Origin of the sequence: Nonomuraea sp. NPDC003804, assembly GCF_040610675.1 — a bacterium.
Lineage (GTDB): Bacteria > Actinomycetota > Actinomycetes > Streptosporangiales > Streptosporangiaceae > Nonomuraea.
This window is the reverse complement of the sequence record NZ_JBEXMT010000001.1, coordinates 57,257-82,625: the sequence shown is the minus strand read 5'-3', so window position 1 is coordinate 82,625 and position 25,369 is coordinate 57,257. Positions and strand designations below refer to the sequence as shown.

29 protein-coding genes are annotated in these 25,369 nt (G+C 72.0%); 11 read left to right on the top strand and 18 right to left on the bottom strand.

Features of this window, described 5'->3' with window-relative positions:
* Positions 1-22 precede the first annotated feature (22 nt).
* Positions 23-616 carry a DUF3000 domain-containing protein gene (locus ABZX22_RS00425; protein ID WP_354904375.1) on the bottom strand — a complete coding sequence of 198 codons (594 nt, stop codon included), beginning with the start codon at positions 614-616 and terminating at the stop codon, positions 23-25.
* A 60-nt stretch (positions 617-676) separates the two neighbouring features.
* Positions 677-880 carry a hypothetical protein gene (locus tag ABZX22_RS00420; RefSeq protein ID WP_354904373.1) on the bottom strand — a complete coding sequence of 68 codons (204 nt, stop codon included), beginning with the start codon at positions 878-880 and terminating at the stop codon, positions 677-679.
* A gap of 345 nt (positions 881-1,225) precedes the next feature.
* On the opposite strand from ABZX22_RS00420, the gene hemE reads away from it, so the two are divergent.
* Positions 1,226-2,260, top strand: a complete 1,035-nt coding sequence (hemE, locus tag ABZX22_RS00415) for a uroporphyrinogen decarboxylase (RefSeq protein ID WP_354904371.1) — start codon at positions 1,226-1,228, stop codon at positions 2,258-2,260.
* A 120-nt stretch (positions 2,261-2,380) separates the two neighbouring features.
* Here hemE and ABZX22_RS00410 read toward each other — a convergent pair whose 3' ends face one another.
* The gene (locus tag ABZX22_RS00410) at positions 2,381-3,490 is read right to left on the bottom strand and encodes a DUF4349 domain-containing protein (protein WP_354904368.1); all 1,110 of its coding nucleotides are present in this window, start codon (positions 3,488-3,490) and stop codon (positions 2,381-2,383) included.
* Positions 3,491-3,635: 145 nt separating this feature from the next.
* On the opposite strand from ABZX22_RS00410, the gene ABZX22_RS00405 reads away from it, so the two are divergent.
* The 4 genes from ABZX22_RS00405 to ABZX22_RS00390 all read left to right on the top strand — a co-directional run bounded on the left by ABZX22_RS00405 (position 3,636) and on the right by ABZX22_RS00390 (position 7,145).
* The gene (locus ABZX22_RS00405; protein WP_354904365.1) at positions 3,636-4,277 is read left to right on the top strand and encodes a class I SAM-dependent methyltransferase; all 642 of its coding nucleotides are present in this window, start codon (positions 3,636-3,638) and stop codon (positions 4,275-4,277) included.
* A gap of 19 nt (positions 4,278-4,296) precedes the next feature.
* Positions 4,297-5,709 (top strand): protoporphyrinogen oxidase, encoded by a 1,413-nt coding sequence (hemG, locus tag ABZX22_RS00400; RefSeq protein WP_354904362.1) that lies wholly within the window; start codon positions 4,297-4,299, stop codon positions 5,707-5,709.
* 4 nt (positions 5,710-5,713) lie between these two features.
* Complete coding sequence (gene hemQ / locus ABZX22_RS00395; protein ID WP_354904359.1) at positions 5,714-6,418, top strand: hydrogen peroxide-dependent heme synthase; 705 nt, start codon at positions 5,714-5,716, stop codon at positions 6,416-6,418.
* 88 nt (positions 6,419-6,506) lie between these two features.
* A complete protein-coding gene (locus ABZX22_RS00390) occupies positions 6,507-7,145 on the top strand; it encodes a hypothetical protein (RefSeq protein WP_354904356.1) in 639 nt (212 codons plus the stop codon).
* A 2-nt stretch (positions 7,146-7,147) separates the two neighbouring features.
* Here the strand turns inward: ABZX22_RS00390 and msrB are convergent, their stop codons facing one another.
* Positions 7,148-7,549: a peptide-methionine (R)-S-oxide reductase MsrB gene (gene msrB, locus ABZX22_RS00385; RefSeq protein WP_354904354.1), complete on the bottom strand. Its 402-nt coding sequence runs from the start codon at positions 7,547-7,549 to the stop codon at positions 7,148-7,150.
* A gap of 346 nt (positions 7,550-7,895) precedes the next feature.
* On the opposite strand from msrB, the gene ligD reads away from it, so the two are divergent.
* The 3 genes from ligD to ABZX22_RS00370 all read left to right on the top strand — a co-directional run bounded on the left by ligD (position 7,896) and on the right by ABZX22_RS00370 (position 10,172).
* Positions 7,896-8,894 carry a non-homologous end-joining DNA ligase gene (gene ligD / locus ABZX22_RS00380; RefSeq protein WP_354904352.1) on the top strand — a complete coding sequence of 333 codons (999 nt, stop codon included), beginning with the start codon at positions 7,896-7,898 and terminating at the stop codon, positions 8,892-8,894.
* A gap of 62 nt (positions 8,895-8,956) precedes the next feature.
* Positions 8,957-9,490 (top strand): hypothetical protein, encoded by a 534-nt coding sequence (locus ABZX22_RS00375; protein ID WP_354904349.1) that lies wholly within the window; start codon positions 8,957-8,959, stop codon positions 9,488-9,490.
* A gap of 34 nt (positions 9,491-9,524) precedes the next feature.
* The gene (locus tag ABZX22_RS00370) at positions 9,525-10,172 is read left to right on the top strand and encodes a class F sortase (RefSeq protein WP_354904346.1); all 648 of its coding nucleotides are present in this window, start codon (positions 9,525-9,527) and stop codon (positions 10,170-10,172) included.
* Positions 10,173-10,261: 89 nt separating this feature from the next.
* On the opposite strand, the gene ABZX22_RS00365 is transcribed toward ABZX22_RS00370, so the two are convergent.
* From ABZX22_RS00365 to ABZX22_RS00350, 4 genes are read right to left on the bottom strand one after another with little or no spacing between them, the layout of a single operon-like run.
* On the bottom strand, positions 10,262-11,692 hold the full coding sequence (locus ABZX22_RS00365; RefSeq protein ID WP_354905221.1) for an aldehyde dehydrogenase family protein: 1,431 nt from the start codon (positions 11,690-11,692) through the stop codon (positions 10,262-10,264).
* Positions 11,693-11,728: 36 nt separating this feature from the next.
* Complete coding sequence (locus ABZX22_RS00360) at positions 11,729-12,082, bottom strand: hypothetical protein (protein WP_354904343.1); 354 nt, start codon at positions 12,080-12,082, stop codon at positions 11,729-11,731.
* A 26-nt stretch (positions 12,083-12,108) separates the two neighbouring features.
* Positions 12,109-13,233 carry an ATP-dependent DNA ligase gene (locus ABZX22_RS00355; RefSeq protein WP_354904341.1) on the bottom strand — a complete coding sequence of 375 codons (1,125 nt, stop codon included), beginning with the start codon at positions 13,231-13,233 and terminating at the stop codon, positions 12,109-12,111.
* Between the two features lie 2 nt (positions 13,234-13,235).
* Positions 13,236-13,955 (bottom strand): pyrimidine reductase family protein, encoded by a 720-nt coding sequence (locus ABZX22_RS00350; protein WP_354904339.1) that lies wholly within the window; start codon positions 13,953-13,955, stop codon positions 13,236-13,238.
* Positions 13,956-14,085: 130 nt separating this feature from the next.
* Between ABZX22_RS00350 and ABZX22_RS00345 the strand changes: the two genes are divergently transcribed.
* Positions 14,086-14,484: a hypothetical protein gene (locus tag ABZX22_RS00345; protein WP_354904337.1), complete on the top strand. Its 399-nt coding sequence runs from the start codon at positions 14,086-14,088 to the stop codon at positions 14,482-14,484.
* A gap of 32 nt (positions 14,485-14,516) precedes the next feature.
* On the opposite strand, the gene ABZX22_RS00340 is transcribed toward ABZX22_RS00345, so the two are convergent.
* On the bottom strand, positions 14,517-15,437 hold the full coding sequence (locus tag ABZX22_RS00340) for a LysR family transcriptional regulator (RefSeq protein ID WP_354904335.1): 921 nt from the start codon (positions 15,435-15,437) through the stop codon (positions 14,517-14,519).
* A 73-nt stretch (positions 15,438-15,510) separates the two neighbouring features.
* On the opposite strand from ABZX22_RS00340, the gene ABZX22_RS00335 reads away from it, so the two are divergent.
* Positions 15,511-15,900, top strand: a complete 390-nt coding sequence (locus ABZX22_RS00335; RefSeq protein WP_354904334.1) for a RidA family protein — start codon at positions 15,511-15,513, stop codon at positions 15,898-15,900.
* 124 nt (positions 15,901-16,024) lie between these two features.
* Here the strand turns inward: ABZX22_RS00335 and glgX are convergent, their stop codons facing one another.
* The 4 genes from glgX to ABZX22_RS00315 all read right to left on the bottom strand — a co-directional run bounded on the left by glgX (position 16,025) and on the right by ABZX22_RS00315 (position 20,912).
* Complete coding sequence (gene glgX / locus ABZX22_RS00330) at positions 16,025-18,154, bottom strand: glycogen debranching protein GlgX (protein ID WP_354904332.1); 2,130 nt, start codon at positions 18,152-18,154, stop codon at positions 16,025-16,027.
* Between the two features lie 170 nt (positions 18,155-18,324).
* Positions 18,325-18,750: an OsmC family peroxiredoxin gene (locus ABZX22_RS00325; protein ID WP_354904330.1), complete on the bottom strand. Its 426-nt coding sequence runs from the start codon at positions 18,748-18,750 to the stop codon at positions 18,325-18,327.
* A 104-nt stretch (positions 18,751-18,854) separates the two neighbouring features.
* Positions 18,855-19,388, bottom strand: coding sequence for a peptidase inhibitor family I36 protein (locus tag ABZX22_RS00320; protein ID WP_354904329.1), 534 nt, complete (start codon positions 19,386-19,388; stop codon positions 18,855-18,857).
* Between the two features lie 132 nt (positions 19,389-19,520).
* On the bottom strand, positions 19,521-20,912 hold the full coding sequence (locus tag ABZX22_RS00315; protein WP_354904327.1) for an ankyrin repeat domain-containing protein: 1,392 nt from the start codon (positions 20,910-20,912) through the stop codon (positions 19,521-19,523).
* A gap of 94 nt (positions 20,913-21,006) precedes the next feature.
* Between ABZX22_RS00315 and ABZX22_RS00310 the strand changes: the two genes are divergently transcribed.
* Positions 21,007-21,669 carry a DUF1707 domain-containing protein gene (locus tag ABZX22_RS00310; protein WP_354904325.1) on the top strand — a complete coding sequence of 221 codons (663 nt, stop codon included), beginning with the start codon at positions 21,007-21,009 and terminating at the stop codon, positions 21,667-21,669.
* A 117-nt stretch (positions 21,670-21,786) separates the two neighbouring features.
* Here the strand turns inward: ABZX22_RS00310 and ABZX22_RS00305 are convergent, their stop codons facing one another.
* The 5 genes from ABZX22_RS00305 to ABZX22_RS00285 all read right to left on the bottom strand — a co-directional run bounded on the left by ABZX22_RS00305 (position 21,787) and on the right by ABZX22_RS00285 (position 25,323).
* A complete protein-coding gene (locus tag ABZX22_RS00305; protein WP_354904323.1) occupies positions 21,787-22,491 on the bottom strand; it encodes a CbiX/SirB N-terminal domain-containing protein in 705 nt (234 codons plus the stop codon).
* A gap of 98 nt (positions 22,492-22,589) precedes the next feature.
* On the bottom strand, positions 22,590-23,318 hold the full coding sequence (locus ABZX22_RS00300) for a phosphoadenylyl-sulfate reductase (RefSeq protein ID WP_354904321.1): 729 nt from the start codon (positions 23,316-23,318) through the stop codon (positions 22,590-22,592).
* Positions 23,315-23,458, bottom strand: coding sequence for an Insertion element protein (locus ABZX22_RS00295; protein ID WP_354904319.1), 144 nt, complete (start codon positions 23,456-23,458; stop codon positions 23,315-23,317). The genes ABZX22_RS00300 and ABZX22_RS00295 overlap by 4 nt, the downstream gene beginning before the upstream one ends.
* Positions 23,455-25,128, bottom strand: a complete 1,674-nt coding sequence (locus ABZX22_RS00290) for a nitrite/sulfite reductase (protein ID WP_354904318.1) — start codon at positions 25,126-25,128, stop codon at positions 23,455-23,457. Before ABZX22_RS00290 ends, ABZX22_RS00295 begins: the two co-directional genes overlap by 4 nt.
* Positions 25,129-25,251: 123 nt before the next feature.
* Complete coding sequence (locus tag ABZX22_RS00285; RefSeq protein ID WP_354905218.1) at positions 25,252-25,323, bottom strand: putative leader peptide; 72 nt, start codon at positions 25,321-25,323, stop codon at positions 25,252-25,254.
* Positions 25,324-25,369: the final 46 nt, after the last annotated feature.

Below are 25,369 nucleotides of genomic sequence, written 5' to 3'. Positions count from 1 at the left end.
CTGGTGCCCTCACTACGTTCGGTCACGGCCTGGTGGACTCCGGATCTTCGCGTCGGCGCGGCATCGTGGCCACGTCAGGTGGTAGCGGTGGAATGCCGGCCGCCAGGCACATCAGATCGCACCAGGCGGCGACGTGGCCGGAGAGCTCCTCCTCGGCGGGCGACCACGACGCCCGCAGCTCCAGCTCCGTGGAGACGGGGGCGTCGGCCTTGTCGCCGAAACCCTCGGAGACCGCGCGGGTCACCGTGCCGCCCGCCGCGTGGTAGCCCGCCGCGTGGGCGTCGAGCGCCTCGGTCAGCCAGCTCCACACCACGGGCCCCAGCAGCGGATCGGAGGTGATCTCCGGCTCCATGTCGGCCCTGACGTAGGCGACCAGGCGGAACTGCCCCTCCCACCCGCGCTGCCCGTCGGGGTCGTACAGCAGGATAAGCCTGCCGACCGCCAGTTCCTCGTCCTCGCGGTAGACCGACGCGCCGATGGCCGCGGAGTACGGCGCCAGCCGCTGCGGGGCGGGCAGGTCCTCCAGCTCGATCTCCGGCCTGACCTCGGCCGCGCGCAGGCTCTCGGCCGCCCGGCTGAAGGCGGCGGGGGCCGGCGGCGCGTCACCGAAGGTCATAGCCGAAGCGTAGGTCGAGGAGGGTCGCATGGGGACCACGGGGGTGCTCATCGGTGCCGATCAAGCCGCGACCGTCAGCGGGCGCGCGTGGGGGACGGCCAGATCGAAGGGAGCGACGAGCAGCGCATGACCGCACTCCAGGCAGGCCCACTCCGGGCACACCTCATGCCCGTCCGGGCACGGCGGCTGCTCGAACAGCCGCTCGCGTGCGCAGGACGGGCAGTGCTCACTGCGGCGCTCGGGGGAACTCCACAACGCGGTCATCGGTACGGAGCCTTTCTTCGCGGACGTGGCTCCGACGTTGGCATGCCACGCTGACAATTCCGCGCAACGCGCTCGGCGTGTCACGAAAGTCGGGCGGTATTCGATGACGCGCGGTGGATTGGCGAACATTTGGTCCAGTCAGGAGGGGATTAAGGGGAGATCGTGACAGGAACTGTACCGGGGTGGCGCCGATGGCGGAGCCGGGTGAGGGTGGCAGGCCCTCGCTAATGGGATGAACTGCGCTAAACCTCATGTTCGACTCCTGATCGTGACTTTAGCGGTTGCATGCGTATGTTTCCGATTAGCGCCGATGGAGCGACCGCCACCGGCCCATGGCACCCTTGAATGGTGAATCTCGCCGACTCCGCCTTCCTGCGCGCCTGCCGCCGCCAGCCCGTCCCGCACACCCCGGTGTGGTACATGCGCCAGGCCGGGCGGTCCCTGCCCGAATACCTCAAGGTGCGCGAGGGCGTGCCGATGCTGACCGCGTGCGCGCGTCCCGACCTGATCGTCGAGATCACCCTGCAGCCGGTCCGCCGCTACGGCGTCGACGCGGCCATCTTCTTCAGCGACATCGTCGTCCCGCTCAAGGCCATCGGCGTCGACCTCGACATCAAGCCCGGCGTCGGCCCGGTCGTCGCCGACCCCATCCGCGACCGCGCGGGCCTGGCGGCGCTGCGCCCCCTGGAGCCCGGCGACGTGCCGTACGTCACCGAGTCGATCGAGGCCCTGGTGGGCGAGCTGGGCGGCACCCCGCTCATCGGCTTCGCCGGCGCGCCCTTCACGCTCGCCTCGTACCTGATCGAGGGCGGGCCGTCCAAGAACCACGACCACACCAAGGCCATGATGTACGGCGAGCCCGCGCTGTGGCACGCGCTCATGGACCGGCTGACCGGCATCGTCATCGAGCACCTGCGGATCCAGATCAGGGCGGGCGCCTCCGCGGTCCAGCTGTTCGACTCCTGGGTGGGCGCGGTCGCGTCCGACGACTACCGGGAGCTGGTCCTGCCCTACACCCGGCGGATCTTCGCGGCGGTCTCCGAGGTGCCGCGCATCCACTTCGGCGTGGGCACCGGCGAACTGCTCGGCGTGCTCGGCGAGGCCGGGCCCGACGTGGTGGGCGTCGACTGGCGGGTGCCGCTCGACGAGGCCGCGCGCCGCGTCGGCCCCGGCAAGGCGCTGCAGGGCAACCTCGACCCCGCCGTCCTGCTGGCCCCGTGGGAGGCCGTCGAGCGCAAGGCGCGGCAGATCCTGGAGCGCGGGCGGGCCGCCGAGGGCCACGTGTTCAACCTCGGCCACGGCGTGCTGCCCTCGACCGACCCCGACCAGCTGCGCAGGCTCACCGACCTGGTCCACTCCTTCACCCCCGAATCCGCCTGACCGGACCGGACTCCCGGCCACCGGCGGCCCGATCACTGAGGGCCCGGTCCAAGGGGCCGCGGTCGCCAAGGGGGCCGATCGTTGCGGGCCCGATCTCCACGGGCCCGGTCGCGGCGCCGTCTAGGGCGGGGGTGGCGCGTCGCCGGTCCGGGAACGCCGCGGGTCCGGCTGGGCCGGTGCGTCGTCGGGCCGCGGGTCGCCCGGGGCCGGCCGGTCCGGGGGCTGGTCGTCGCCGGGCCGAGGGTGGTGCGGCCGTTCGCCGGACGCCTGCGGGTCGCGGGGCCCGCCGTGGGCCGCGGGCCCCGGGGGAGCGGCGGGCCCCGGGGGAGCGGCGGGCCCGGTCCGCGACACCGGACGGCGGGCCCGGCCCCGCCGTACCAGGAGCAGGATGACGACGGCCACCGGAAGCATCGCCACGAGCCACGGCAGCAGCACGCCGACCACGGTCAGCGCGATCTGCACGAAGCCGACCAGCGCCGACCAGCCGGCCCGCAGACCGCCGAGGAAGCCCGCGGGCTCGTCCGACGGCTCCGCCACCGGCGTCACGGGCCCGATCAGCCGCAACGTCAGCGTCGCCGTCGACACCTGTGCGGCCAGCGCCTTCTGCCTGGCCTGCAGCGACTCCAGCTCGGCCTCGCGGGTGGCGATCTCCCGCTCGACCTCGATCACCTGCCCGACGGTGTCGGCCCTGGTGAGCAGCGTGCGCATGGCGGCCAGCGCCTGCTCGGCCGACTTCAGCCGGCTGGCGACGTCGGCGACCTCCTCGGTCACGTCCGTGGTGTTCTGCCGCAGCGACTCCCGCTTGCCGAGCAGCTTGCCCATCCGGTCGAGCAGCCCCTGGTAGGCCGCCGGCGGGATCTTGAAGACCAGCGTGGAACTGCCGTCGCCGCCGTCGAAGGCGTCGGACTCCTCGCTGGACAGGTAGCCGCCCGCCGCCGTGACGAGCTGCTTGGCCTGCTCGGCCGCCTTGGTGACGTCGCCGGCGCGGACCGTCATCTCCGACACGTAGATGATCGAGCGCTGCTCGGGCGCGATCGTGACCTTCTTGGCGGGCTCGCCGGAGATCGTGCTCCGCCCGGTGCCCGCCGTCTCGGCCTGCGCGGCAGGCGCGGCCGCCGGCGCCGTGCCCCCGGAGTCGTCGCGGGCGGCGGAGTTCCCGCCGCCGCAGCCGGACAGGACGAGCACGGCGCACGCCGCCGTTAACGCCATGCCGTACCGAATTCTGCTCATATCCGTGAGACGGATCCGGCGCGGGAGCTGCCGTCACGAAGGCGTCACGTTCGGCATTCCACCCGATCACGGCACGACCGCGGTACCAGAGAGAAATCGTCCTCGCGGACGATCATCGCGGCGCCGCGTCGCGCAGGCTGGAATCATGCGGACGCTTCCTGACAGGCTGCACAGGACCTTCTTTCGCACGATGTCGCTGTTGCCCGCGCGCGGGCAGGGTCGTTTCCTGCAGCGTTACTTCGACTGGTTCCACCGCAACCCCGATCCGTGGCGGCACGCCGTCGACCCCTACGAGGCGGCCAAGTACGACGCCACCCTCCGGCACGTCGGCGCCGGCGAGTTCCGCAGGATCCTGGACGTCGGCTGCAGCGAGGGCACCTTCACGCTGCGGGCCGCCGCCGCCTACCCCGGGGCGGACGTGGTCGGCGTGGACGTCTCCGACCGCGCCGTCGAGAGGGCCACGGCCAGGGCGGAGGGCAGAGCCGCCTTCGTCGCGCTCGACTTCCTCAACCAGGATCCCGGAGGCCGCTTCGACCTGGTCTTCTGCGCGGAGACGCTCTACTACGTGGGCAGGGAGGAGCGGCTGCGGCTCGCCTGCGGACGGCTGCGCTCCTTCCTGGCGCCGAGGGGCACGCTGGTCGTCACGCATCCGTGGCCTGAGGCGCGCCGGCTGCACGGATTCCTCGACCGGGATCCGGCGTTGAGCAAGGTCGGCGAGCGCGTCGAGAGCGGGAACGGACGGCCGTTCGCCGTCAGCTCCTACCGGCTCGGCGAGGCGGCGGGGTGAGGCGGTACCGTCAGGAGACGTGGAAGGGAATCAGCGGCATGTAGTGATCGTCGGCGGCGGCATCTCAGGGCTGGCCGCGGCGTGGTTCCTCAGCCAGGGCGGCGCCGACCGGGTGAGGGTGACCGTGCTCGAGGGCAGCCCCAGGATCGGCGGCAAGCTGTACGCCTCCGAGGTGGCGGGCATCGCCGTGGACGAGGGCGCCGAGTCGATGCTGGCCAGGCGGCCGGAGGGCACCGAGCTGGCTCGGGCGGTCGGACTGGGCGCCGACCTGGTCCACCCCGGCACCACCCAGGCGAGCATCTACTCCAGGGGCGTCCTGCGGGCGATGCCCAAGGGCCAGGTCATGGGGGTGCCCGGCGACCTGACCGAGCTGGCCAGGTCGGGCATCGTCTCGCCCGGCGGGCTGCTGCGGGTGCCGCTCGACCAGGTCCTGCCCGCCACGCTGGTGCGCACCGACGTGTCCGTCGCCGCCTACGTCCGGGCGCGGATGGGCTCGGAGGTCGTCGACCGGCTGATCGAGCCGCTGCTCGGCGGCGTCTACGCGGGCCGGTCCGACATGCTCTCGCTGGAGGCGACGATGCCGCGCATCGCCGCCGCCGCGCGCTCGGAGCGGTCGCTGCTGGGCGCGGTCAGGGACATCGTGCAGGAGACGCCGAAGGACGCCGGCCCCGTCTTCGCCGGCCTGCGCGGCGGGCTCGGCAGCCTGCCGGAGGCCGTGGCCAAGGCCTCCGGCGCCGACATCAGGACCGGCGTGACCGTCAGGGAACTGCGGCGCACGCAGGACGGGTGGCGCCTGGTCACGGGCCCGGTCCCGCGGCCGGAGATCGTCGAGGCGGACGCGGTGATCCTCGCCACGCCGGCGACTCCCGCCGCGCGGCTGCTGAAGGACGAGGTGCCGAAGGCCGCCGCCGAGCTGTCCAGGATCGAGTACTCCAGCATGGCCATCGTCACCCTCGCCTACCCGCTGGCCGCCTTCCCCTCACCGCCCACCGGCAGCGGCTACCTGGTGCCGCCGGTCGAGGGCCGTCCCGTGAAGGCGGCCACGTTCAGCTCGGTCAAGTGGCCGCACCTGGCCGCGTCCGACCCCTCGGTGGTGGTGGTGCGCTGCTCCATCGGCCGCATCGGCGAGGAGCAGCTGCTCCAGCGTGACGACGCCGAGCTGGTGTCGCTCGCCACGGCCGAGATGGGCGAGGTCGCGGGCGTGCGGGGGCTGCCGCTCGACACCCGCGTGACCAGGTGGGGCGGATCGCTGCCGCAGTACAACGTCGGCCACCTCGACCGGGTGGCCCGCGTCCGCGCGGCCGTGACCGTCGAGCCGGGGCTGGCCGTCTGCGGCGCCGCCTACGACGGGGTGGGCGTGCCCGCGTGCATCTCGACCGCCCGTACGGCCGCGGCCCGGATTCTGGACCACCTGGATGGCAGGGGAGAATGACGACATGACTGAGGGGACGACCCAGCGGCCCAAGGCCCGCGACCTTAACCAGGTGATCCGCTACACGATGTGGTCGGTGTTCAAGGCCACCGAGCAGTGCCCTGGCAACCGCGAGGGCATGGCCGACGAGGTCAACGAACTGCTCGAGCAGGCCGCCGGCAAGGACGTCGTGACGCGCGGCTGCTACGACGTGGCCGGCTTCCGCGCCGACGCCGACTACATGCTCTGGTGGCACGCGCCGACGGCCGAGGACCTGCAGGACATCTACTCGCGCTTCCGCCGCACCACGCTGGGCCGGCTGAGCGAGCCGGTGTGGTCGGCGATGGCGCTGCACCGGCCCGCCGAGTTCAACAAGTCGCACATCCCCGCCTTCCTCGCCGAGGAGGATCCGAGGGGGTACGTCTGCGTCTATCCCTTCGTGCGGTCGCTGGAGTGGTACCTGCTCGACGACGCCGAGCGCCGTTCGATGCTGGCCGAGCACGGCAAGATGGCGCGCGAGTACCCGGACGTCAGGTCCAACACGGTGGCCTGCTTCGCCCTCAACGACTTCGAGTGGATGCTCGCCTTCGAGGCCGACGAGCTGCACCGCATCGTCGACCTCATGCGCCACCTGCGCGGCGCCGAGGCCAGGCGGCACACGCGGATCGAGGTGCCGTTCTACACCGGCGTCCGCAAGCCGGTGGGCGAGCTCATCGCGACGCTGCCCTGACGGGTCGAGGCGCTCGCCCGGCGGATCCGCCATCTCCCGAGACGGATCTCTCCTGCGCTGTCATAATCAGGCCAAATCCCCTGTCGTTGTGAGGCAAAGGGTGGCTGAAGGCGGCGGCCTGGCACGCTCCAGGCGTGGCAGGCACGGGCGGCGGCGCGGCAGAGCGCGCGGGTTACGGGTGCTGGAGGGCACGGTCGCCGGGGCGGCGGTGGTGGCGCTCGCGCTGGCGGCCGGCGCCGGGATGTTCGGGCGGGAGCGGGCCCAGCGGGCGGGAGGCGCGGTGGTGACCGTCGCTCCCCCCGCCCCGGTCGCCGCGGCGGCCTCGGGGGGAGGGGTGGGCGAGCCGACGAGCCGGGCCCCTTCGTCCGGGGCGGCGCCCGCGGCCACTCCGGACAGGCGGAAGAGGTCCGAGCACACCGACCAGCGGGCGGCCCAGTACTTCGACAAGCGGTGGGGCCGCGGCGACAAGGCGGCCAAGCGGCTCAAGGACATCCGCAGCGTGGGGGGATACCTGCGCATCTACACCGACCTGCCGGAGTCGGCCCACAACTCCAAGCAGGCGATCACGCTGTGCGAGCGGGGGCTGGAGTACCTGCGGGAGATCGGCGAGGACCGGCCCGTGGTCTTCGTCCAGGCCGAGTTCGGGGAGAACGGCAATCCCGTCCTCGCCAACGTCCTCGGCCCCGACGACGGCGACTGCCGCGTCACCCATCCCGCTCCCGGCTGACGCTACGCCTTGGGCTCGAGCCGTACCGAGATCGAGTTGATGCAGTAGCGGTCGTCCGTGGGCGTGGGGTAGCCCTCGCCGTGGAAGACGTGCCCGAGATGGGAGTCGCAGGTGGCGCAGCGCACCTCGGTGCGGACCATCCCATGGCTGTGGTCCTCGATCAGCGTGACCGCGCTCGACTGGGACGGCTCGAAGAAGCTCGGCCAGCCGCAGTGCGACTCGAACTTCGCGTCGGACCTGAACAGCTCGGTGCCGCAGGCGCGGCAGGAGTAGACGCCCTCGGTCTTGGTGTCGACGTACTCACCGGTGAACGGACGCTCGGTGCCCGCCTCCCGGAGGACGTGGTACTCCTCGGGGGTGAGCTGCGCGCGCCACTCGGCCTCGCTCTTGACCACCTTGTTCATCCCTCTACCTTATGCGGAGGAAGAATCATTCGAGCGAAGCATCCATTCCGGGGTCTTTCTGCGTCTTTGTCGATGTGGGGGTGACTTCGCCTCCCTAGAGGGGTGAGACCGCTCGCCTGGGGTCGTCGCCGCTGCGCAGCATGCCCGTACTGCGCGCCGGCGGCCCGTTGAGGCCGGCCGGACGATGCGCCAGCGTCCGGGACGGCGTGAAGGCGGGCGGTCGTCAGGTTCGTCCTGTCGAGCGCCCGGTCCCGCCACCGCGGCGCTCCGGGACGAACCCACCCACTCCTTCGCTCATCGGCCCCGTCAGGGGCGTCATGCGGGGATTCGGGGTAGGTTCAGCCCCATGGCGTCGCCCTTCATCGAGCTGCAGGCCGGGGACCGTACCATCAAGGTCACCAATCCCGACAAGGTTTACTTCCCGGGCATCGGGGCCACCAAGCGAGAACTGGTGGAGTACTACATCAGCGTGGGGGAGGGCGCGCTCCGGGCGCTCAGGGACCGCCCGACGCATCTGAAACGGCACCCCGACGGCGTCGAGAGCGAGGCCATCTACCAGAAGCGGATGCCGGCCAAGCGCCCCGACTGGCTGCGGACGGTCACCGTGACCTTCCCGAGCGGGCGGACGGCCGACGCGCTCAGGGTCACCGAGGTGGCCTCGATCGCCTACTGCGCCAACCTCGGCACCATCGACTTCCACCCGTGGCAGGTGCGGGCCGACGACGTCGAGCACCCCGACGAGCTGCGCATCGACATCGACCCGCAGCCCGGCCTGGGGTTCGACGCGGCCCGCCGGGCCGCCTTCCTGGCCCGCGAGGTGCTGGCGGAGGCCGGCCTGACCGGTTTCGTGAAGACCTCCGGCAACAGGGGCGTGCACATCGCGGTCAGGATCGAGCCCCGCTGGGACTTCGTCGAGGTACGGCACGCGGGCATCGCGCTGGCCAGGGCGGTCGAGGAGCGCGACCCCGCCCTGGTGACGACGGCCTGGTGGAAGGAGGAGCGCGGCGAGCGGGTGTTCATCGACTACAACCAGAACGCCAGGGACAGGACCGTCGTCAGCGCCTACGCGGTGCGCGCCCAGCCGCACGCGCCCGTCTCCGCGCCGCTCACCTGGGACGAGCTGGCCGACGCCGAGCCGGGCGACTTCGACATCAGGACCATGCCCGAGCGTTTCGCGCGGATCGGCGACGTGCACCGCGACATCGACGAACGCGCGCACTCGATCGAGACGCTCCTGGACTGGTACGCCAAGGACGATCGCGGCGACCTGCCGTACCCGCCGAACTATCCCAAGATGCCGGGCGAGCCGAAGCGGGTGCAGCCCAGCAAGGCCAGGGGCGAGTGACGTGTATCACTTGAATCACATTACTTGACGCCCGGTCCAATAGTTCGGGAGGCTCTCGGACTATGGCTCTGGCATCAGCACGACGGCTCGCCGCCGCTGGAGCGGTGACGGCCTTCATCGTCGGCGGCGTGACCATGGCGGCGGGTGTGGGCACCGCCATGGCCGCCGACTGCAAGCTGCTCGTCCTGGCATGCGAGGACGATCCGGTCCAGGGTGGCGACCCGGGAGATCCGTGGCAGCCCGAGGTGCGGCCGCCGCACCTGCCGGTCCCCGACGACGTCTGGTCCGACGTCCCCGTCCCCCGCGACACCTGGTCGAACGCGCCCGCGCCGCAGGACACCTGGTCCAGCGGCCCCGCCCCCCAGGAGACCTGGTCCTCGGGCCCCGCCGAGCCGCCGCGGCCTGAGGCGCCGTGGAAGCCGGCGGACGAGGAAAGGCACCGCATCCCCGACGGGCCGCCGCAGACCGGCGCGGGCGGGCTCGCTCCCGCCGACCCGATGTGGCCCTTCGCCGCGGGCGGCGCCGCCCTGCTGGCCGGCGCGGGTCTCGCGGGCTTCGCCGTACGGCGCGGCGCCGCGGAACGGCGGAGTGGCTAAGCCGCCCGGGCACAAGCCGATCATGGTAGGGGCCGTGCTGGTGTCGCTCGCCGGGCTCGCGCTGATCTGGTTCGGGATCACCGGCATGGCAGGCGCGCCCGAGAGCGCGCCGGCGTCCGCCACGACCGGCACGGCGCTGCCCGAGGCCGGCGGCGCGCCGGCGCTGACCGAGCCGCCCGAGGCGCTGGTCGGCAGGGTGGCCGCGCCCATGAGAACCGCCAGGCCGACGGCGGTGTACATCCCCAAGCTCGGCGTGTCGGCCCCGCTCATGGAGCTCGGGCTCGACGCCAGGGGCGCCATCGAGAACCCGCCGCTCGACCATCCCAACGTGGCGGGCTGGTACCGGTACGCGCCGGTGCCGGGCGCGCGGGGCGCGGCGGTCATCACCGGTCACCTCGACACGCGCACCGGCCCCGCGGTGTTCGCCAACCTCCGCTCCATCAAGGCGGGTGACCAGGTGCAGGTGATGCGGGCCGACCGGTCGGTGGCCATCTTCGTGGTCGACCGGGTCGAGCAGGTGGCCAAGAGCGCCTTCCCGAGCAGGAAGGTGTTCGGCAAGGTGACGTACGCGGGGCTGCGCCTGGTGACGTGCGGTGGCGCCTTCGACAGGAAGGCGCACAGCTACCGGGACAACACCATCGTCTACGCGCACCTCGCCCACGCCTACCACCCCGGGTCCTGACGCGCACCCGGGCGGCGCGGACCTGGGTGGCGCGGACCCGGATCAGGGATCGCGGGGAAGGCCGAGCGCGCTCAGCCGGCCGGGGCCCGTCACAGGTTGATGATCGCGGCCTTCTCCCTGGTGTACTCCAGCACCGCGTCGTGACCGTAGCCGCTGTCCTTCACCCCGCCGAACGGCAGGCCGGGCGGCATCTGCCGGAAGGTGTTGACCCACACCGCGCCGCTGTCCAGGTCGCGCACGAACCGGTGGGCCCGGCCCAGATCGCGCGTCCACACGCCCGCCGCCAGCCCGTAGACCGAGTCGTTGGCGATGGCCAGCGCCTCCTCGTCACTGCCGAACGGCAGAGCCACCGCGACCGGCCCGAAGATCTCCTCCTGGCAGACGCGCAGCGCGTTGTCGGTGGCGGTGTAGAGCGTCGGCGCGACCCAGTAGCCGCCGGGCAGGCCGGGCACCACCTCGGCGCCGGTCGTCCCGCCGAAGACCAGCTCGGCGCCCTCCTTCTCGGCGATCTCCAGGTAGGAGGCGACCCTCTCGTACTGGCCCGCCGACACGATGGGGCCCATCGTGGTGCCCAGGTCGAGCGGGTCGCCGAGTACGATGCCGGCCGCGGTCGCGCGGATCCGCTCCAGCATCTCGTCCCAGATGTCGCGGTGGATGAGGATGCGCGAGCCGGCCACGCAGACCTGGCCGGCGTTGCCGGTGAAGACGGAGTTCACCGTGACGCCCTGGGTGGCCGCGTCGAGGTCGGCGTCGGGGAAGACGATGTTGGGCGACTTGCCGCCCAGTTCGAAGGTGAGCGGCTTGATCCCGGCCGCCTGGGTGATCGCGATGCCGGTCTGGGTGGAGCCGGTCAGGCTGATCTTGTTGACCCCGCGGTGCCGGACCAGCGCCTCGCCGACGTCCTCGCCCATGCCGGAGACGAGGTTGAGCACGCCCGGCGGCAGCACCTCGGCCAGCAGCTCGCCCAGGCGCAGCACCGAGGCGCTGGCCTGCTCGGCCGGCTTGACGATCACGGTGTTGCCCGCGGCCAGGGCGAAGGCCGCCTTGGCGGAGAACGTCGAGACGGGGGAGTTCCACGGGATGATCGCCAGCGCCACGCCGTACGGCTCCCGCCTGGTCAGCCCCAGGCTGTCGGGACCGAGGATGACGGTGTCGCCCTTGACCGCGTCGAGCACCTGGCCCGCGGCCAGCTCCCAGAGGAAGCGCATGCCGGGCAGGTCCTTGTGCAGGGTGTCACGCAGGATGCGGCCGTTGTCGCGGGTCTCGATCCTGGCCAGCTCCTCGGCGTGCTCGGCGAAGACCGCCGCGACCTTGCGCAGGTACTGGGCCCTGCCCAGGGCGGGCATCGCCGACCACGCCGGCAGTGCCGCCCGGGCGGCCGCCACGGCGGCGTCGGCGTCGGCCTTCCCGCCGGCGGGGATCCGCGCCCACACCTCGCCGGTGGCCGGGTTGACCGAGTCGAGGGTGCGGCCGTCGGCCGCGCTGACGAGCCTGCCGCCGATGAGGTTGCGATACTCCATCACGCAACCAAGCATATGCTTGCTTGCTCGGCGAGGCTAGCGGCGCGACGACCCCAGTGTGAAGGCGACGTTCACCAGGACGACGCCGCCCCAGACGACCAGGTAGGTGAGCAGCCCCGCGTCGCCGACGGTGATCGCGATGGTCGCGATCGTGCCCATCACCAGCGAGACGATCGCCAGCGCCAGCCGCATGCCCGTGATGCTCTGCTGCTGCTTCAGCGTGTGCCACGCGGTGCCCGACTCGGCGGCCACGCGTTCGTCCACGCGCCGGTCGACCTCCTTGCCGATCTTGTCGAGGAAGGACTCGACGAGGGAGTCCTCGAAGTCGGGCCCGAGGTCGCGGCGCGCCGCGACGGCCGCACGCAGTTCATCGCCAGGAGTTGACGTCATAGATCGAGATATAACGTATCTTGCGCTCAGCGGGCAAGAATGTCATCAAGGTTGTACGAAACCGGCCTTTCCAGCTGCTCATAGGTGCAGGATTCGGGCGTCCGATCCGGCCGCCACCGCCGGAACTGCGCGGTGTGGCGGAACCTGTCGCCCTCCATGGCGTCGTAGGCCACCTCGATCACCAGCTCCGGCCTGAGCGGGATGAACGACAGGTCCTTCTTGGCGTTCCAGCGCGACACCGCGCCCGGCATCCGCTGGCCGCCGCTCGACGGGGTCGCCGCGGGCAGGCCCGCGCGCAGCAGCGCCTGGTCGGCCCACTCGCCCCAGGGATGCTCGCCCAGCCCGGCGAGGTACGGCTTGAGCTCCTCGACCAGCTCGGCCCTGCGCGCCATGGGGAAGGAGGCGGCCACCCCGACATGGTGCAGCCTGCCGTCGGGGCCGTAGAGGCCGAGCAGCAGCGACCCCACGATCGGCCCCGTCTTGTGCTCGCGGTAGCCGGCGATCACCACGTCGGCGGTGCGCTCGTGCTTGACCTTGAACATGGTGCGCTTGTCGGGGACGTACGGCTGGTCGCCAGGCTTGACGATGATGCCGTCGAGCCCCGCCCCCTCGAACATCTCGAACCACTCCGACGCCTGCTCGTCGTTCGTGGTCACCGGGGTCAGCCTGATCGACTCGCCGGCCTCGGGGAAGAGCTCCTCCAGCCGCGCCCGCCGCTCGGCGAACGGCGCCTCCATCAGCGAGCGCGACCCCAGCGCCAGCAGGTCGAAGGCGACGAACGAGGCGGGCGTCTGCTCGGCGAGCATCCGCACCCTGGAGGCGGCCGGATGGATGCGCTGCTGCAGCGCCTCGAAGTCGAGCTCCTGCCCCCTGCGCAGCACGATCTCGCCGTCGACCACGCACTTGTCGGGCAGCTCCGACCTGACCGCCTCGACCAGTTCGGGGAAGTAGCGCGTGAAGGGCCGCTCGTTGCGGCTGCCCAGGAACACCTGCTCGCCGTCACGGAAGATGATGCAGCGGAAGCCGTCCCACTTCGGCTCGTAGAACAGCGTGCCGTCCTGCTTGGGCATGCCCTTGACCGCCTTGGCCAGCATCGGCGCCACCGGCGGCCGTACCGGCAGGTCGAGCTGGGGATCGAGCTCGTCGTCCATGGCTACTCCCTGATGTATCTGCAGAAGAGGAAGCCCTCCTCCTCCAGCACGTGCGCCAGGCCCAGGCCGGTCTGGTTCGCCTCGCCGTTCAGGATGCGCGCGGCGCCGCCGCCGATCAGCATCGGGCTGATCGACAGGCACAGCTCGTCGACCAGCCCGGCGGCGGCCAGCTGGGCGTTGAGCCGCGGCCCGCCCTCGCACAGGATGCCGCCGAGCCCCCGGTCGTGCAGCGCCTCGACGGCCAGGCCGAGATCGACCCGGTCGGCGCCCGCCACGATCACGTCGGCGAGCTCGGCCGCCTCCGCGCGGCGGTCCTTCGGCGCGGCCTCGCAGGTGATCACGATCGTCCGCGCGTACGGCGCCGCCTCGGTGAACAGCGGGCTGCCCAGGTCGAGGTCGAGCCGGCGGGTCACCACGGCGATGGGCGGTGCGGGAGGGCGGCCCTCGCGCAGCGGCTGCCACGACTGCCTCGGTCTGGCCGGGCCGTAGCCCTCGGTCCTGACGGTGGCCGCGCCCGCCATCACGACGTCGGCCAGGCCGCGCAGGACCCCGAAGATCCGCCGGTCACCCTTGCTGGACAGGCCCCCCGACAGGCCCTTCACCCACGAGCCGCCGTCGGCGCTGGCGACCATGTTGACGCGCAGCCATGGCCGCCGCTCGGGGTAGGCGTAGGCCTGTGGGATGTCTGGATCGTCTGCTGTGTCGGGATGGATGCGACGCACCCCTCTACCTTGGCACACAGCACCGACGAACCGGGGCGAGGGGCGTTATTAGCAGTTTGGTGTAACAGGAGACGTACGTAGCCGTTTGTGCATAACGTGGCGGCAGGGCTGCTGCTTCGGAGGAGGCCGGGTGGGCGTGGTCACGGTCGCGTCGTGGGTGCTCAACGCTCTGATCGGCGGCTACCTGCTGTACCTGTGGCTGTCGGGCGGCGGGCTGCGGCAACAGGCGACGAAGGTCACCCGCTTCCCCGTGGCGCTGATCTTCTCCCATCCGGTGCTGGCGTGCTCCGCGCTGGCCTGCTGGGTGGGATACCTGGTCACCGGGCAGCGGGCGCTGGCGTGGCTGGCCTTCGCGGTGCTGTCGGTGGCGGCGCTGCTGGGCTTCACGATGTTCACCAGATGGCTCGGCGCCGGACGCCACGCGCGGGGCGCCGAGCAGCGCTTCCCGCTGCTGGCGGTGCTGGCGCACGGCGTGGTGGGCGTGACCACCTTCGTCCTGGTCCTGCTGTCCGCGTCGTCGATCAGCTGAGCCGCGGCGCGGGCTGGGCGGGTGGTCGCGGCTCAGGGTCGGCCGCGCGGCGCGGGCGGGGCGAGGGTCGCGGCCAGGGTGGCGGCCAGGGTGGCGAAGGCGTCCACCAGCGGGTCCCTGGTGTCCGCCCGCCAGGCCAGCGCGACGCTCGTCGTCGGTGCGCCCGCCAGCCGCCGGTAGACCACGCCCGCCGGCCGTACCATGCCCGCCGCGGCGGGGGCCAGGCTGACGCCGAGTCCGGCCGCGACCAGGCCCGCCACCGTCTGCCACTCCACCGCCCGCTGCGCCATCCGCGGCTCGAAGCCCGCCGCCCTGGCCAGCCCCAGCAGCCGGTCGTGGAAGCCGGGGCCGTGCTCGCGAGGGAAGAACACGAACGGCTCGGCGGCCAGGTCGGCCACCTCGATCCGGCGCCGCGCCGCCAGGCGATGGCCCGAGGGCAGCACGGCCACCACCTCCTCGGCCCGCAGCGGCCGCAGTTCGAGCCCCGGCTCCTGCTCCACCTCGCGCACCAGTCCCACGTCGATCACCTCGTCGCGCAGCGCCGCCAGCTGCCGCGTCGTGGTCATCTCGTGCATCTCCACCCGCACCGCCGGCCGCGCCCGGCCGAAGGCGGCGATCAGATCGGGTACGACGGTCAGCGCGAGGGAGGCGGCGAAGCCGACGCGCAGCCGTCCCGCCTCTCCTCGCCCGGCCCGCCTGGCGGCCTCCAGGCCGTCGGCGACCTCCTCCAGCGCCCGCCGCGCGGCTGGCAGCAGCTGCGCGCCCACGGCGGTCAGCTCGCGGGCGGCCCGGTCGAACAGTGGATGCCCCACCCGCTCCTCGAGCCGCCTGATCTGCTGGCTGAACGGCGGCTGCGCGACGCCGAGGCGCTCGGCGGCCCGCCCGAAGTGCAGCTCCTCGGCCAGCACCACGAAGGCGTGCAGCTGCCTGAGGTCCAGCTCCGGGCGTTCCATATCTCAAGGGATATCAGGCATGTCCGCGCCGCGTCTTGGACATATCGCCCGTGCCGCTGTGAGGATGCCTGCCATGACAGCACGCACGCTCATCTCCAGCGGGTCGACCTTCGAGGAGGCCATCGGCTACTCCCGCGCCGTCGTCCAGGACGGCTGGGTCTTCGTCTCCGGCACGACCGGCTTCGACTACCGGACGATGACCATCTCCGACGACGTGACCGAGCAGGCCGCCCAGTGCCTGCGCAACATCGGCGACGCCCTCGACCGCGCGGGCGCGTCACTCGCCGACGTCGTCAGGGTCACCTACATGCTCCCCGACCCCGACGACTTCGAGCCCTGCTGGCCGGTGCTCCGCGCGGCCTTCGCGCGGGTACGGCCGGCCGCCACGATGATCGCCTGCCGCCTGGCCGACCCGCGGATGCGCATCGAGATCGAGGTCACCGCCCTCCTGTGCGCGGCCTAGCGCCCGACCGCGCCGCGGACGGCCGCTCACCGTCCGGTGCCGGCACGCGGCATGCGCGCCCACTGCTCGAAGGCGCGGGGACGCGCGGCAGGCTCGCGGTGGTGCCGGCGACCTCGGCACCCGTCTAGAGCTGGGACGCCGGCCGCGCGTGGCGCAGGACCTGCATGCTGTGGGCCGCGACCGGCACCAGCGCGCCCGGCGACCGCTGATCGTCCAGGGACTCCTCGCGCGGCGTCTCGTCGTCGGTGTCCAGCACGGCGGTCCACGAGTCGGCGAACTCCGCGCCGGGCAGCGTGAACGTCATGTCCTCGTGGTGGGCGTTGATCAGCAGCAGGAAGGAGTCGTCCACGATGCGCTCGCCGCGCGGCCCAGGCTCGGTGATGGCCTCGCCGTTGAGGTAGACCGACATCGACTTGGCGTAGCCGGTGTGCCAGTCGCTCGCCGTCATCTCCGCCCCCGCGGGGGTGAGCCAGACCAGGTCGCGCTTGCCGTCCTCCGGGGTGTGGCCGCGGAAGAAGCGGCGGCGCTGGAAGACCGGATGCTCGCGGCGCAACCGCGACAACGCGCGGACGAAGTCGAGCAGGCCCTCCTCGGTGCGGGCCATCGACCAGTCGACCCAGGCGACCTCGTTGTCCTGGCAGTAGGCGTTGTTGTTGCCGCGCTGGGTGCGGCCCAGCTCGTCGCCGTGGGAGAGCATGGGCACCCCCTGCGACAGGAACAGCGTGGTCAGGAAGTTACGGCGCTGGCGGTGCCGCAGCCGGACGATCTCCGGATCCTCGACGGGCCCCTCGGCGCCGCAGTTCCACGAGCGGTTGTCGTCGGTGCCGTCGCGGTTGTCCTCGCCGTTCTCCTCGTTGTGCTTGCGGTTGTAGGAGACCAGGTCGGCGAGTGTGAAGCCGTCGTGGCAGGTGACGAAGTTGATGGAGGCCACCGGGCGGCGGCCTGAGGTGGCGTACAGGTCGGCGGAGCCGGCCAGGCGGGAGGCGAACTCGGGCAGCGCCGACCCGGTGCCGCGCCAGAAGTCGCGCACCGAGTCGCGGTACTTGCCGTTCCACTCGGTCCACAGCGGCGGGAAGTTGCCGACCTGGTAGCCGCCCGGACCGACGTCCCACGGCTCGGCGATCAGCTTGACCTGGGAGATCACCGGGTCCTGCTGGATGAGGTCGAAGAAGGCGCTCAGCCGGTCGACGTCGTGCAGCTCGCGGGCCAGAGCGGCGGCCAGGTCGAAGCGGAACCCGTCGACGTGCATCTCGAGCACCCAGTAGCGCAGGGAGTCCATGATGAGCTGCAGCGCGTGGGGGGAGCGCACGTTGAGGCTGTTTCCGCAGCCGGTGTAGTCGAGGTAGTAGCGCCGGTCGCCGTCGTGCAGGCGGTAGTAGGCGCTGTTGTCGATGCCGCGGAAGCCGAGCGTCGGGCCCATGTGGTCGCCCTCGGCGGTGTGGTTGTAGACGACGTCGAGGATCACCTCGATGCCCGCCTCGTGCAGCGCCCGCACCATCGCCTTGAACTCCAGCACCTGCTCGCCGCGCTGGCCGGCGCTGGAGTAGGCGCCGTGCGGCGCCAGGTAGGCCATCGTGTTGTAGCCCCAGTAGTTGGTCAGCCCGCGGGCGACCAGGAAGTGCTCGGGCACGAAGTGGTGCACCGGCATGAGCTCGACCGCGGTGACCCCGAGCGAGAGCAGGTGGTCGATGATCGCCGGGTGCCCGATGGCCGCGTAGGTGCCGCGCTGCTCCTCGGGGACCGCGGGGTGGCGCATGGTCAGCCCGCGCACGTGCGCCTCGTAGATGACCGTCTGGTGGTACGGCGTGTGCGGCGGCCGGTCGTTGCCCCACTCGAAGAACGGGTTGATGACCACGCTCTTCGGCATGTAGGGGGCGCTGTCGACGGTGTTGATCTTGGAGGGGTCGGTGAAGTGGTAGGAGAAGACCGCCTCGTTCCACCGCAGCTCGCCCTCGATGGCCTTGGCGTAGGGGTCGAGCGTCAGCTTGGCGGGGTTGCAGCGGTAGCCGCGCGGCGGGTCGTAGGGGCCGTGCACGCGGTAGCCGTACCGCTGGCCCGGCATGATGCCGGGCAGGTAGCCGTGCCAGACGAAGCCGTCGACCTCGGGCAGCTCGATGCGCTCCTCGGCGCCGTCGTCGTCGAACAGGCACAGCTCGACCCGCTCGGCGACCTCGGAGAACACCGCGAAACTGGTGCCTACGCCATCCCAGGTGGCGCCGAGGGGATAGGGCTCACCCGGCCAGACCTCTCGCATGTGGCCCGATTGTCGCACGTGTCCGCCTTTCCGTCGCTATGACGAGAGTACGAACCCTTGAGGGGTTCTCGCTCCCGCGGCGTGTCGCCGTCCCGTCAGGGGCGGGGAAGATGTCGCGTCGCGGGCCCCGCGTCGAGCGGCGGCGCCGGGCCCGCGCCGACCGGCGGGCCTCAGCCGAGCAGTTCGGCGTTGAGCGAAATGATGGTGCCCGCCAGCGCCTTGCTCACCGGGCAGTTGGCCTTGGCCGTCTCGGCCGCCTCCTGGAACTGCTCGGCGGTGATGGGCACCTGCGCGCGCACGCTCAGCACGATGCCCGTGATGCCCTCGCCCGGCTGGAAGGTCACGTCGGCCTTGGTCTCGATCGTCTGCGGCGGGGTGCCTGCCTGCGCCAGCCCGTGGGACAGGGCCATCGAGAAGCACGAGGAGTGCGCGGCCGCGATGAGCTCCTCGGGAGAGGTCTTGCCGTTGGCCGCCTCGGCCCTGGAGGGCCAGGAGACGTCGAAGGTGCCGACGCCCGAGGTGTCGAGCGAGACCTGGCCGGAACCGTCGAGGAGCGCGCCCTTCCACTGCGTGGTCGCGGTACGGGTGGTCGCCATGGCGATGTCCTTTCGCTGGAAAACCCCAACATATCCCGCTGGTCGTCGATGATCGCCCGCACCCGCCGCGGGGTCGCGGGGTCGCGTCGACGGCGGGCGGGCGGTCAGTCGCAGCCGCCCGAGCCGCGCGTGCTCAGGCAGGCCCAGCCGAGCGTGCCGGCCTGGCGGCGCGCGCCCGAGGGCAACGTGTTGGGGCTGCCCAGGTAGGACCCGTAGACCTTCACGGTGGGGGTGTCACGGGTGCGGCGCAGCAGCAGCTGGGCGGTGCGGTGGTTGTTGTGCACCGAGCCGAACCGGTCGATCCGCAGGTCGACCCACTTGCCCTTACCGCTGAGCACCCACTGGTTGCCGCGGTAGCGCGACCGCTCCCAGAAGCAGGCCACGCCCGAGTCGCAGTCGCCCTGCCCGTCGAGACTCGCGCACGTGGACGGGAAGACGTGGACGCTCAGCGCGCCGTCGTCGTAGCTGACGGTGTTGGTGTCGACCCTGGTGCCGCCGGGATGGCGGGCCAGCTGCGCCTCTATCGCGCTGTCGCTGTCGAGCGCGCACTGGTCGGTCGGGTCGGCGGCGGCATGGCCCGCCGAGGCGGGCAGGCAGGCGGCCAGGAGGGTGATCGCGGCGGCGAGTCCGATGTGCACGCACGGTCCTAACGTCGGAGGCTGATGACGAACGGAACGTTAGCGTGTGACTGCGCTGTGTTACACCACCTTCTCGCCAAAGTCGCCGCGTGACTCCCGCGCGGCACGTCGGGAGTCACGCGGCCTGCGCGCTCAGCCCTCCAGGGACCTGCGGGCCTCCTCGGCCACCTCGCGGGCGTAGTCGTCGTCGCTGCCGGCCAGCACCCGCTCGAACCCGGCCCTGGCCCTGTCGTCCTTGCGCAGCGCGAGCCCGCGGGAGGCCTCGGCGACGGTGCGCAGGTCGCTGTCGGCCAGCCTGTTCGCCAGCGCCTCACGGATCTGCGGGGTGTCGGCGTCGAGGTTGGCCAGACCCGTGGTGGCCCAGTCGCGGACCTCGTCCTCGTCGTCGGCCGACATCTCGACCAGCAGCGCCAGGCCTTCGCTCCAGAGCCCGCCCTCCTCGCCGCCCAGCTGTTCGGCATCGCCCGGCAGCACGTCGGCCAGCGCGATCGCGTCCGTCATGGTGCGCTTGTGCCCGGGGCGGCCGATGATGCCGAGCACCTGGGGCAGCGCCCTCGGGTCGCCCTGGTGGCCGAGCGCCGCCAGCACCGACCGCAGCACCTGCGGGTCGCCCTCGGTCGTGGCCATCTTGCGCAGCAACGGCAGGGTCCGCTCCCGGTACGGCTTGTCGCCGCCCTCGGTGACCCCGAACTGCGCGATGGCGTCGACGCCGAACTCCCGCTCGCGGGCGTCCTCGCTGACGCACAGCCGGGACAGTGCCTCGTAGGTCTCCTCGTCGGCGCGCTTGCCGAGGGTGTCGGCGACGATCCACCACGTCTCGGCGTCCTCGTCGGTGTCGCGGTGCGCCACCGCCCTGGCCACGAGCTGGTCGACGGGGGTGTGGATGCCGTCGGCCTCCTCCAGGAGGGTGGCGATCGCCGCGTGGCCGCGCTGGGCCTGGACCTGCTCGCGCTCCTCGCCGTCGGGGGACTGGCCGGCCACCGTGACCAGCTCGGTGCCGTCCTTGGCGTACTGGCGGCCCACGACGTACTCCCAGCCCTCCTGCTCGATCTGGTCGAGCAGCGCGCTCTCCAGGTGGACGCCCACCCAGTCGACCGCGATGTCGAGCGGCGTGTCGCCGTCGGCGTCGTACTTCTCGATGTCGGCGCCCGCGTCGAGCAGCACCCTGACCACGCCGAGCGCGCCACGCCTGGCGGCCAGCGTCAGCGGCGTGTCGCCGTCGTCGTTGGCCGCGTTCACGTCCGCGCCCGCCTCGATGAGCACCTGGGCGGTCTCGGCATGGCCGTTGGCCGCCGCCCACGCCAGCGCCCGCCAGCCGCCGCTCTCGGCGCCGTCGACGTCGGCGCCCCCGGCCAGCAGCGCCTGTGCCACGGCCACGCGGTCCCACGCGGCCGCCGCGCACAACGGGAGGCCCTCCTCCTCGCCCTGGCTGACCACCTTGGGGTCGGCGCCCGCGGCCAGCAGCTCGCCCACGGTCTCCAGGTCGCCGGTCAACGCCGCCCTGTAGAGCTGTTCCTCATGCATGACAGGACCCTAGCGTCTTCCGTCTCGGCCCAGGCTCGTGCGGCTCGGCGATCTCGGGCTCCGCAAGCCCGTCAAAACGCGATATGTTGCGTTTATGAATGAACCGGGGGACCTGCGCGCCTCAGACGCCGAGCGAGAGGCCGTCGTCGAGCGGCTGCGAGAAGCCTCGGTCGAGGGCCGGTTGACGCTGGTCGAGCTGACCGACCGGACGGAGGCCGCCTACCAGGCGACCACGCACGCCCAGCTGGCCCTGATCACCCAGGACCTGCCGGCCGCCGGCATCGCGGCACCCCTGCCCGCCGCGCCGCCCTCACGTCGCCGGCGGTGGTTCGTGGCGATCATGGGTGACTCCAAGCGCCGCGGCAAGTGGCGGATCGACCAGGAGCTCGGCGCCGTCGCGGTGATGGGCGACGTGCTGCTCGACCTGCGCGAGGCCGAGGTCCGCACCAACACCATCGACGTCACGGCCGTCTCCGTGATGGGCGATGTGAAGATCATCGTTCCGGACGGCGTGGACGTCGACCTCGACGGCATGGCCGTCATGGGCGACAAGAAGGTCGACGTGCTGGAGGCCGCGCCCGGCATGAACGTGCCCGTGGTGCGCGTGCACGCCTACGCGGTCATGGGCGACGTGAAGGTCATCGGCGACTCGCGGGCCAAGCCGATCAAGCGAGGCTGGGCCGCCTGGCGCGAGCACCTCGGCCTGTCCCACGAGCAGCTGTGGAGCGGCGAGCGGCGGCAGCTCGACCGCGACTGACCCCGCAGGACCGGGCCGGGCCGACCACGCCGGGCCCGGACCGGGCCTGATCGGGCCGCCCCGATCAGGCGGGCCGACCACGCCGGGTTCGGACCGCGCGGAACCGGGCCGCCCCGATCAGGCCGGGACCGCGGCGGGTTCGGCCCGCAGCGCGAGCTCGTAGCGTTCGAGCAGCACCTCGACCAGCTCGGGGGCCGGACCGAGCACGTCCGACACGACGTCGGCGCCCGCGCCGCGCCGTACCTTGTCGGCGAAGAAGCCGGGCGCCAGCAGGTACGGCGCGACGGCCACCCGCGGTGCTCCCGCGGCACGCAGGGCCGCGACCGCCTCGGCGGGGGTGGGCCCGGCCGCGGAGGCGTAGGCGGGCGTGACGGCCCACCAGCCGGACCGGCGGCCCCAGTCGCGGGCCAGAGCCGCGACGACGGCGTTGGCGCGGGCGTCGCTCGAGCCGGCCGAGACCAGCACGACGGCCGTGCCGGGATCGCCGGTGGCGACCCCCGCCTCCGCCAGGCGGCGGTCGAGGGCGTCGAGCAGCAGCGGGTGCGGGCCCAGCGTCGTGCCGTAGCGCACGCGCAGGCGGGCGTCACGGGCGCGCGCCTCAGCCAGCGCGGCCGGCAGGTCGACCCTGCTGTGGTAGGCCTCGGTCAGCAGCAGCGGCAGCACGACCGCCTCGCGCAGGCCGTGCAGCGCCTGGCCGAGCGTCGGCGGGCCGTGGTCGAGGTAGGCCGAGCGGACCTCCAGGCCGGGCCGCCGCCGGCGGACCCGGTCGAGCAGGGCCTCCACGGCCGCGGCGGCGCGCGGGTCGCGTGACCCGTGCGCCACCGCGACCAACGGGATCGCGCCCCTGCCAAGGCGCGCTCCCTCACCCGCCGGAGCCGGCGTTTCCCGCGTCAGCGCTTCCTGGGTCAGCGCTTCCCGGCTCAGAGGTGAATGCCGCATTCGGTCTTCCCCATGCCCGCCCAGCGGCCGCTGCGCGGATCCTCGCCCTCGGCCACCTGTCGCGTGCAGGGCGCGCAGCCGATGGACGGGTAGTTGTCGTAGTGCAGCGGGTTGATCAGGACGCCGTTGTCGGCCATGTAGTTGTCGACGTCGTCCTGGGTCCACGCGGCGATCGGGTTGACCTTGACCATCTGGCGCTTGGCGTCCCACTCCACGACCTTGGTGCCCGTGCGCGTCGGCGACTCGTCGCGGCGGATGCCGGAGAGCCACGCCAGGTACGGCTCGAGCGCCCGGTTGAGCGGCTCCACCTTGCGCAGGTAGCAGCACAGGTCGGGATTGCGGCCGAACAGCCGCGGACCGAGGTCGCGCTCCTGTTCCTCCACCGTCCGCGACGGCTTCACATCGATCACGTTGACGTCATAGACCTGCCGTACCGCGTCACGGGTGCCGATCGTCTCGGCGAAGTGGTAGCCCGTGTCGATGAAGAGGACGTCAACACCCGGCTTCACCCTGCTCACCAGGTCGATCAGCAGGGCGTCGCTCATGGAGGAGGTCAGGCACAACCGGTCGCCGAACGTGGCGGCCGCCCACCGGATGATCTCCCTGGCGGGCGCGCCCTCCAGGAACACGGCGGCGGACTCGACAATGGACTGCAGGTCGAGCGTGCCGCGCTGTTCTCTTAACGTCACCTCGATGTCAACCAGCGTCATATCCTCACTCCGATCCCGAGAAACTTGAGCTTGAAGGCGCGGGCGCAGGCCCGGCAGTACCAGCCGCCGTCGCCCTCGTAGGGCTCCAGGTCCTCCTCACCGCAGTACGGGCAGTGGAAGGGAACCGCGCGTTCGCTCATCTGAGGTCCGCCTCGTCCGCTCGCTGGACCCAGTCGGCGAACGACTCGCCCTCTTTCTTCTGGTCCTCGAAGTGGGTCAGGACCCGCTCGACGTAGTCGGGCAGCTCCTCGGCCGTGGTCTTCAGGCCGCGCACCTTGCGGCCGAAGCCCGCGTTGACGCCGAGCGAGCCGCCGAGGTGGATCTGGAAGCCCTCGACCTGCTCGCCCTTGTCGTTGACGACCAGCTGGCCCTTCAGGCCGATGTCGGCGACCTGGATGCGGGCGCAGGAGTTCGGGCAGCCGTTGACGTTGATGGTCAGCGGCTCGGCGAAGGCCGGCAGCCGCTTCTCCAGCTCGTCGATCAGGTGGGAGGCGGTGGCCTTGGTCTCGACGATGGCCAGCTTGCAGTACTCGATGCCGGTGCAAGCCATCGTCTGGCGGCGGAAGGTGGAGGGCGTGACCTGCAGGTCGTGCGCCTCCAGCGCCGCCACCAGCGAGTCGACCTGGTCGGGCGCGACGTCGAGGATGACCATCTTCTGCTCGACGGTGGTGCGGACCCGGGCCGAGCCGTGCCGCTCGGCCAGGTCGGCGATCACGTGCAGCGTGTCGCCGTCGAGCCGGCCGACCTTGGGCGCGAAGCCGACGTAGAAGTTGCCGTCCTGCTGCGGGTGGACGCCCACGTGGTCGCGGCGGCTGTTGCGCGGCTGCTCGGGCGCGGGGCCGTCGGGCAGGTCCTCCTTGAGGTACTCCGTCTGCAGCACCTCGCGGAACTTCTCCGGGCCCCAGTCGTTGACCAGGAACTTGATCCTGGCGCGGTGCCTGAGCCTGCGGTAGCCGTAGTCGCGGAAGATACCGATCACGCCGCCGTAGACGTCGCCCACCTGGTCGGGGCGGACGAACACGCCGAGCCGCTTGCCGAACATCGGGTTGGTGGACAGGCCGCCGCCCACCCACAGGTCGAAGCCCTTCTCGCCCTGCTCGTTGACGACCCCGACGAAGGCCACGTCGTTGATCTCGTGCACCGTGCAGTGGGCCGGGCAGCCGGAGATGGCCGACTTGAACTTGCGCGGCAGGTTGGAGTAGGCCGGGTCGCCGATGAAGCGCTCGTGCACCTCGCGGATCGCCTCGGTGGCGTCGAGCACCTCCTCGGAGTCGATGCCGGCCAGCGGGCAGCCGAGGATGACGCGCGGCGTGTCGCCGCAGGCCTCGGTCGTCGACAGGCCGACGGCCTCCAGGCGCTGCCAGATGTCGGGCACCGCCTCGATCTCGATCCAGTGGTACTGGATGTTCTGCCGGTCGGTGACGTCGGCGGTGCCCCGGCCGTACTGGTTGGAGATGTCGGCCAGCACCCGCAGCTGCTCGACGCTCAGCTGCCCGCCGTCGATGCGGACGCGCAGCATGAAGTAGCGGTCGTCCAGCTCCTCCGGCTCGAGGACGGCGGTCTTGCCGCCGTCGATGCCGGGCTTGCGCTGAGTGTACAGGCCGTACCACCGCATGCGTCCACGCAGGTCGGCCGGGTCGATGGAGTCGAAGCCGCGCTTGGAGTAGATGTCGATGATGCGCTGGCGTACGTTCAGCCCGTCATCGTTCTTCTTGTTCTCCTCGTTCTTGTTCAGCGGCTCGCGGTAGCCGAGAGCCCACTGACCTTCGCCGCGCGGGCGCTTGTGATGCCGGCTGGCAGGGGTGGTCATAGCGCGTCCTTTGAGTCATGGGCGCGCGCCGGCCTCCTCCTGCCTCATCGTCGAGTGCAGGGGACCGGGGTGTGCGACGCGCGCGTCGTTCCAGAAAGAAAACGGAAAGGAGAGCGGGCGTCGCTAACAGATGGCGCTGCGGACACGCTGAAGGTCGACGTGACGTCGCACGACGAGCATCGGGTCCGCTGGCATACCTCAGACCATACCTTGGCGGTCTGCCATGTCCAACAGTGGTCCA

Coding starts and splice junctions, on each gene's coding strand:
- ABZX22_RS00420 (WP_354904373.1), bottom strand. CDS start 880: ATGACCGCGTTGTGGAGTTCCCCCGAGCGCCGCAGTGAGCACTGCCCG.
- hemE (WP_354904371.1), top strand. CDS start 1,226: ATGGTGAATCTCGCCGACTCCGCCTTCCTGCGCGCCTGCCGCCGCCAG.
- glgX (WP_354904332.1), bottom strand. CDS start 18,154: ATGCGAGAGGTCTGGCCGGGTGAGCCCTATCCCCTCGGCGCCACCTGG.
- ABZX22_RS00405 (WP_354904365.1), top strand. CDS start 3,636: ATGCGGACGCTTCCTGACAGGCTGCACAGGACCTTCTTTCGCACGATG.
- ABZX22_RS00425 (WP_354904375.1), bottom strand. CDS start 616: ATGACCTTCGGTGACGCGCCGCCGGCCCCCGCCGCCTTCAGCCGGGCG.
- ABZX22_RS00365 (WP_354905221.1), bottom strand. CDS start 11,692: ATGGAGTATCGCAACCTCATCGGCGGCAGGCTCGTCAGCGCGGCCGAC.
- ABZX22_RS00300 (WP_354904321.1), bottom strand. CDS start 23,318: ATGACGCTGGTTGACATCGAGGTGACGTTAAGAGAACAGCGCGGCACG.
- msrB (WP_354904354.1), bottom strand. CDS start 7,549: ATGAACAAGGTGGTCAAGAGCGAGGCCGAGTGGCGCGCGCAGCTCACC.
- ABZX22_RS00410 (WP_354904368.1), bottom strand. CDS start 3,490: ATGAGCAGAATTCGGTACGGCATGGCGTTAACGGCGGCGTGCGCCGTG.
- ABZX22_RS00325 (WP_354904330.1), bottom strand. CDS start 18,750: ATGGCGACCACCCGTACCGCGACCACGCAGTGGAAGGGCGCGCTCCTC.
- ABZX22_RS00360 (WP_354904343.1), bottom strand. CDS start 12,082: ATGACGTCAACTCCTGGCGATGAACTGCGTGCGGCCGTCGCGGCGCGC.
- ABZX22_RS00310 (WP_354904325.1), top strand. CDS start 21,007: ATGAATGAACCGGGGGACCTGCGCGCCTCAGACGCCGAGCGAGAGGCC.
- ABZX22_RS00295 (WP_354904319.1), bottom strand. CDS start 23,458: ATGAGCGAACGCGCGGTTCCCTTCCACTGCCCGTACTGCGGTGAGGAG.
- ABZX22_RS00340 (WP_354904335.1), bottom strand. CDS start 15,437: ATGGAACGCCCGGAGCTGGACCTCAGGCAGCTGCACGCCTTCGTGGTG.
- ABZX22_RS00355 (WP_354904341.1), bottom strand. CDS start 13,233: ATGGACGACGAGCTCGATCCCCAGCTCGACCTGCCGGTACGGCCGCCG.
- ABZX22_RS00315 (WP_354904327.1), bottom strand. CDS start 20,912: ATGCATGAGGAACAGCTCTACAGGGCGGCGTTGACCGGCGACCTGGAG.
- ABZX22_RS00375 (WP_354904349.1), top strand. CDS start 8,957: ATGGCTCTGGCATCAGCACGACGGCTCGCCGCCGCTGGAGCGGTGACG.
- hemQ (WP_354904359.1), top strand. CDS start 5,714: ATGACTGAGGGGACGACCCAGCGGCCCAAGGCCCGCGACCTTAACCAG.
- ABZX22_RS00290 (WP_354904318.1), bottom strand. CDS start 25,128: ATGACCACCCCTGCCAGCCGGCATCACAAGCGCCCGCGCGGCGAAGGT.
- ligD (WP_354904352.1), top strand. CDS start 7,896: ATGGCGTCGCCCTTCATCGAGCTGCAGGCCGGGGACCGTACCATCAAG.
- ABZX22_RS00335 (WP_354904334.1), top strand. CDS start 15,511: ATGACAGCACGCACGCTCATCTCCAGCGGGTCGACCTTCGAGGAGGCC.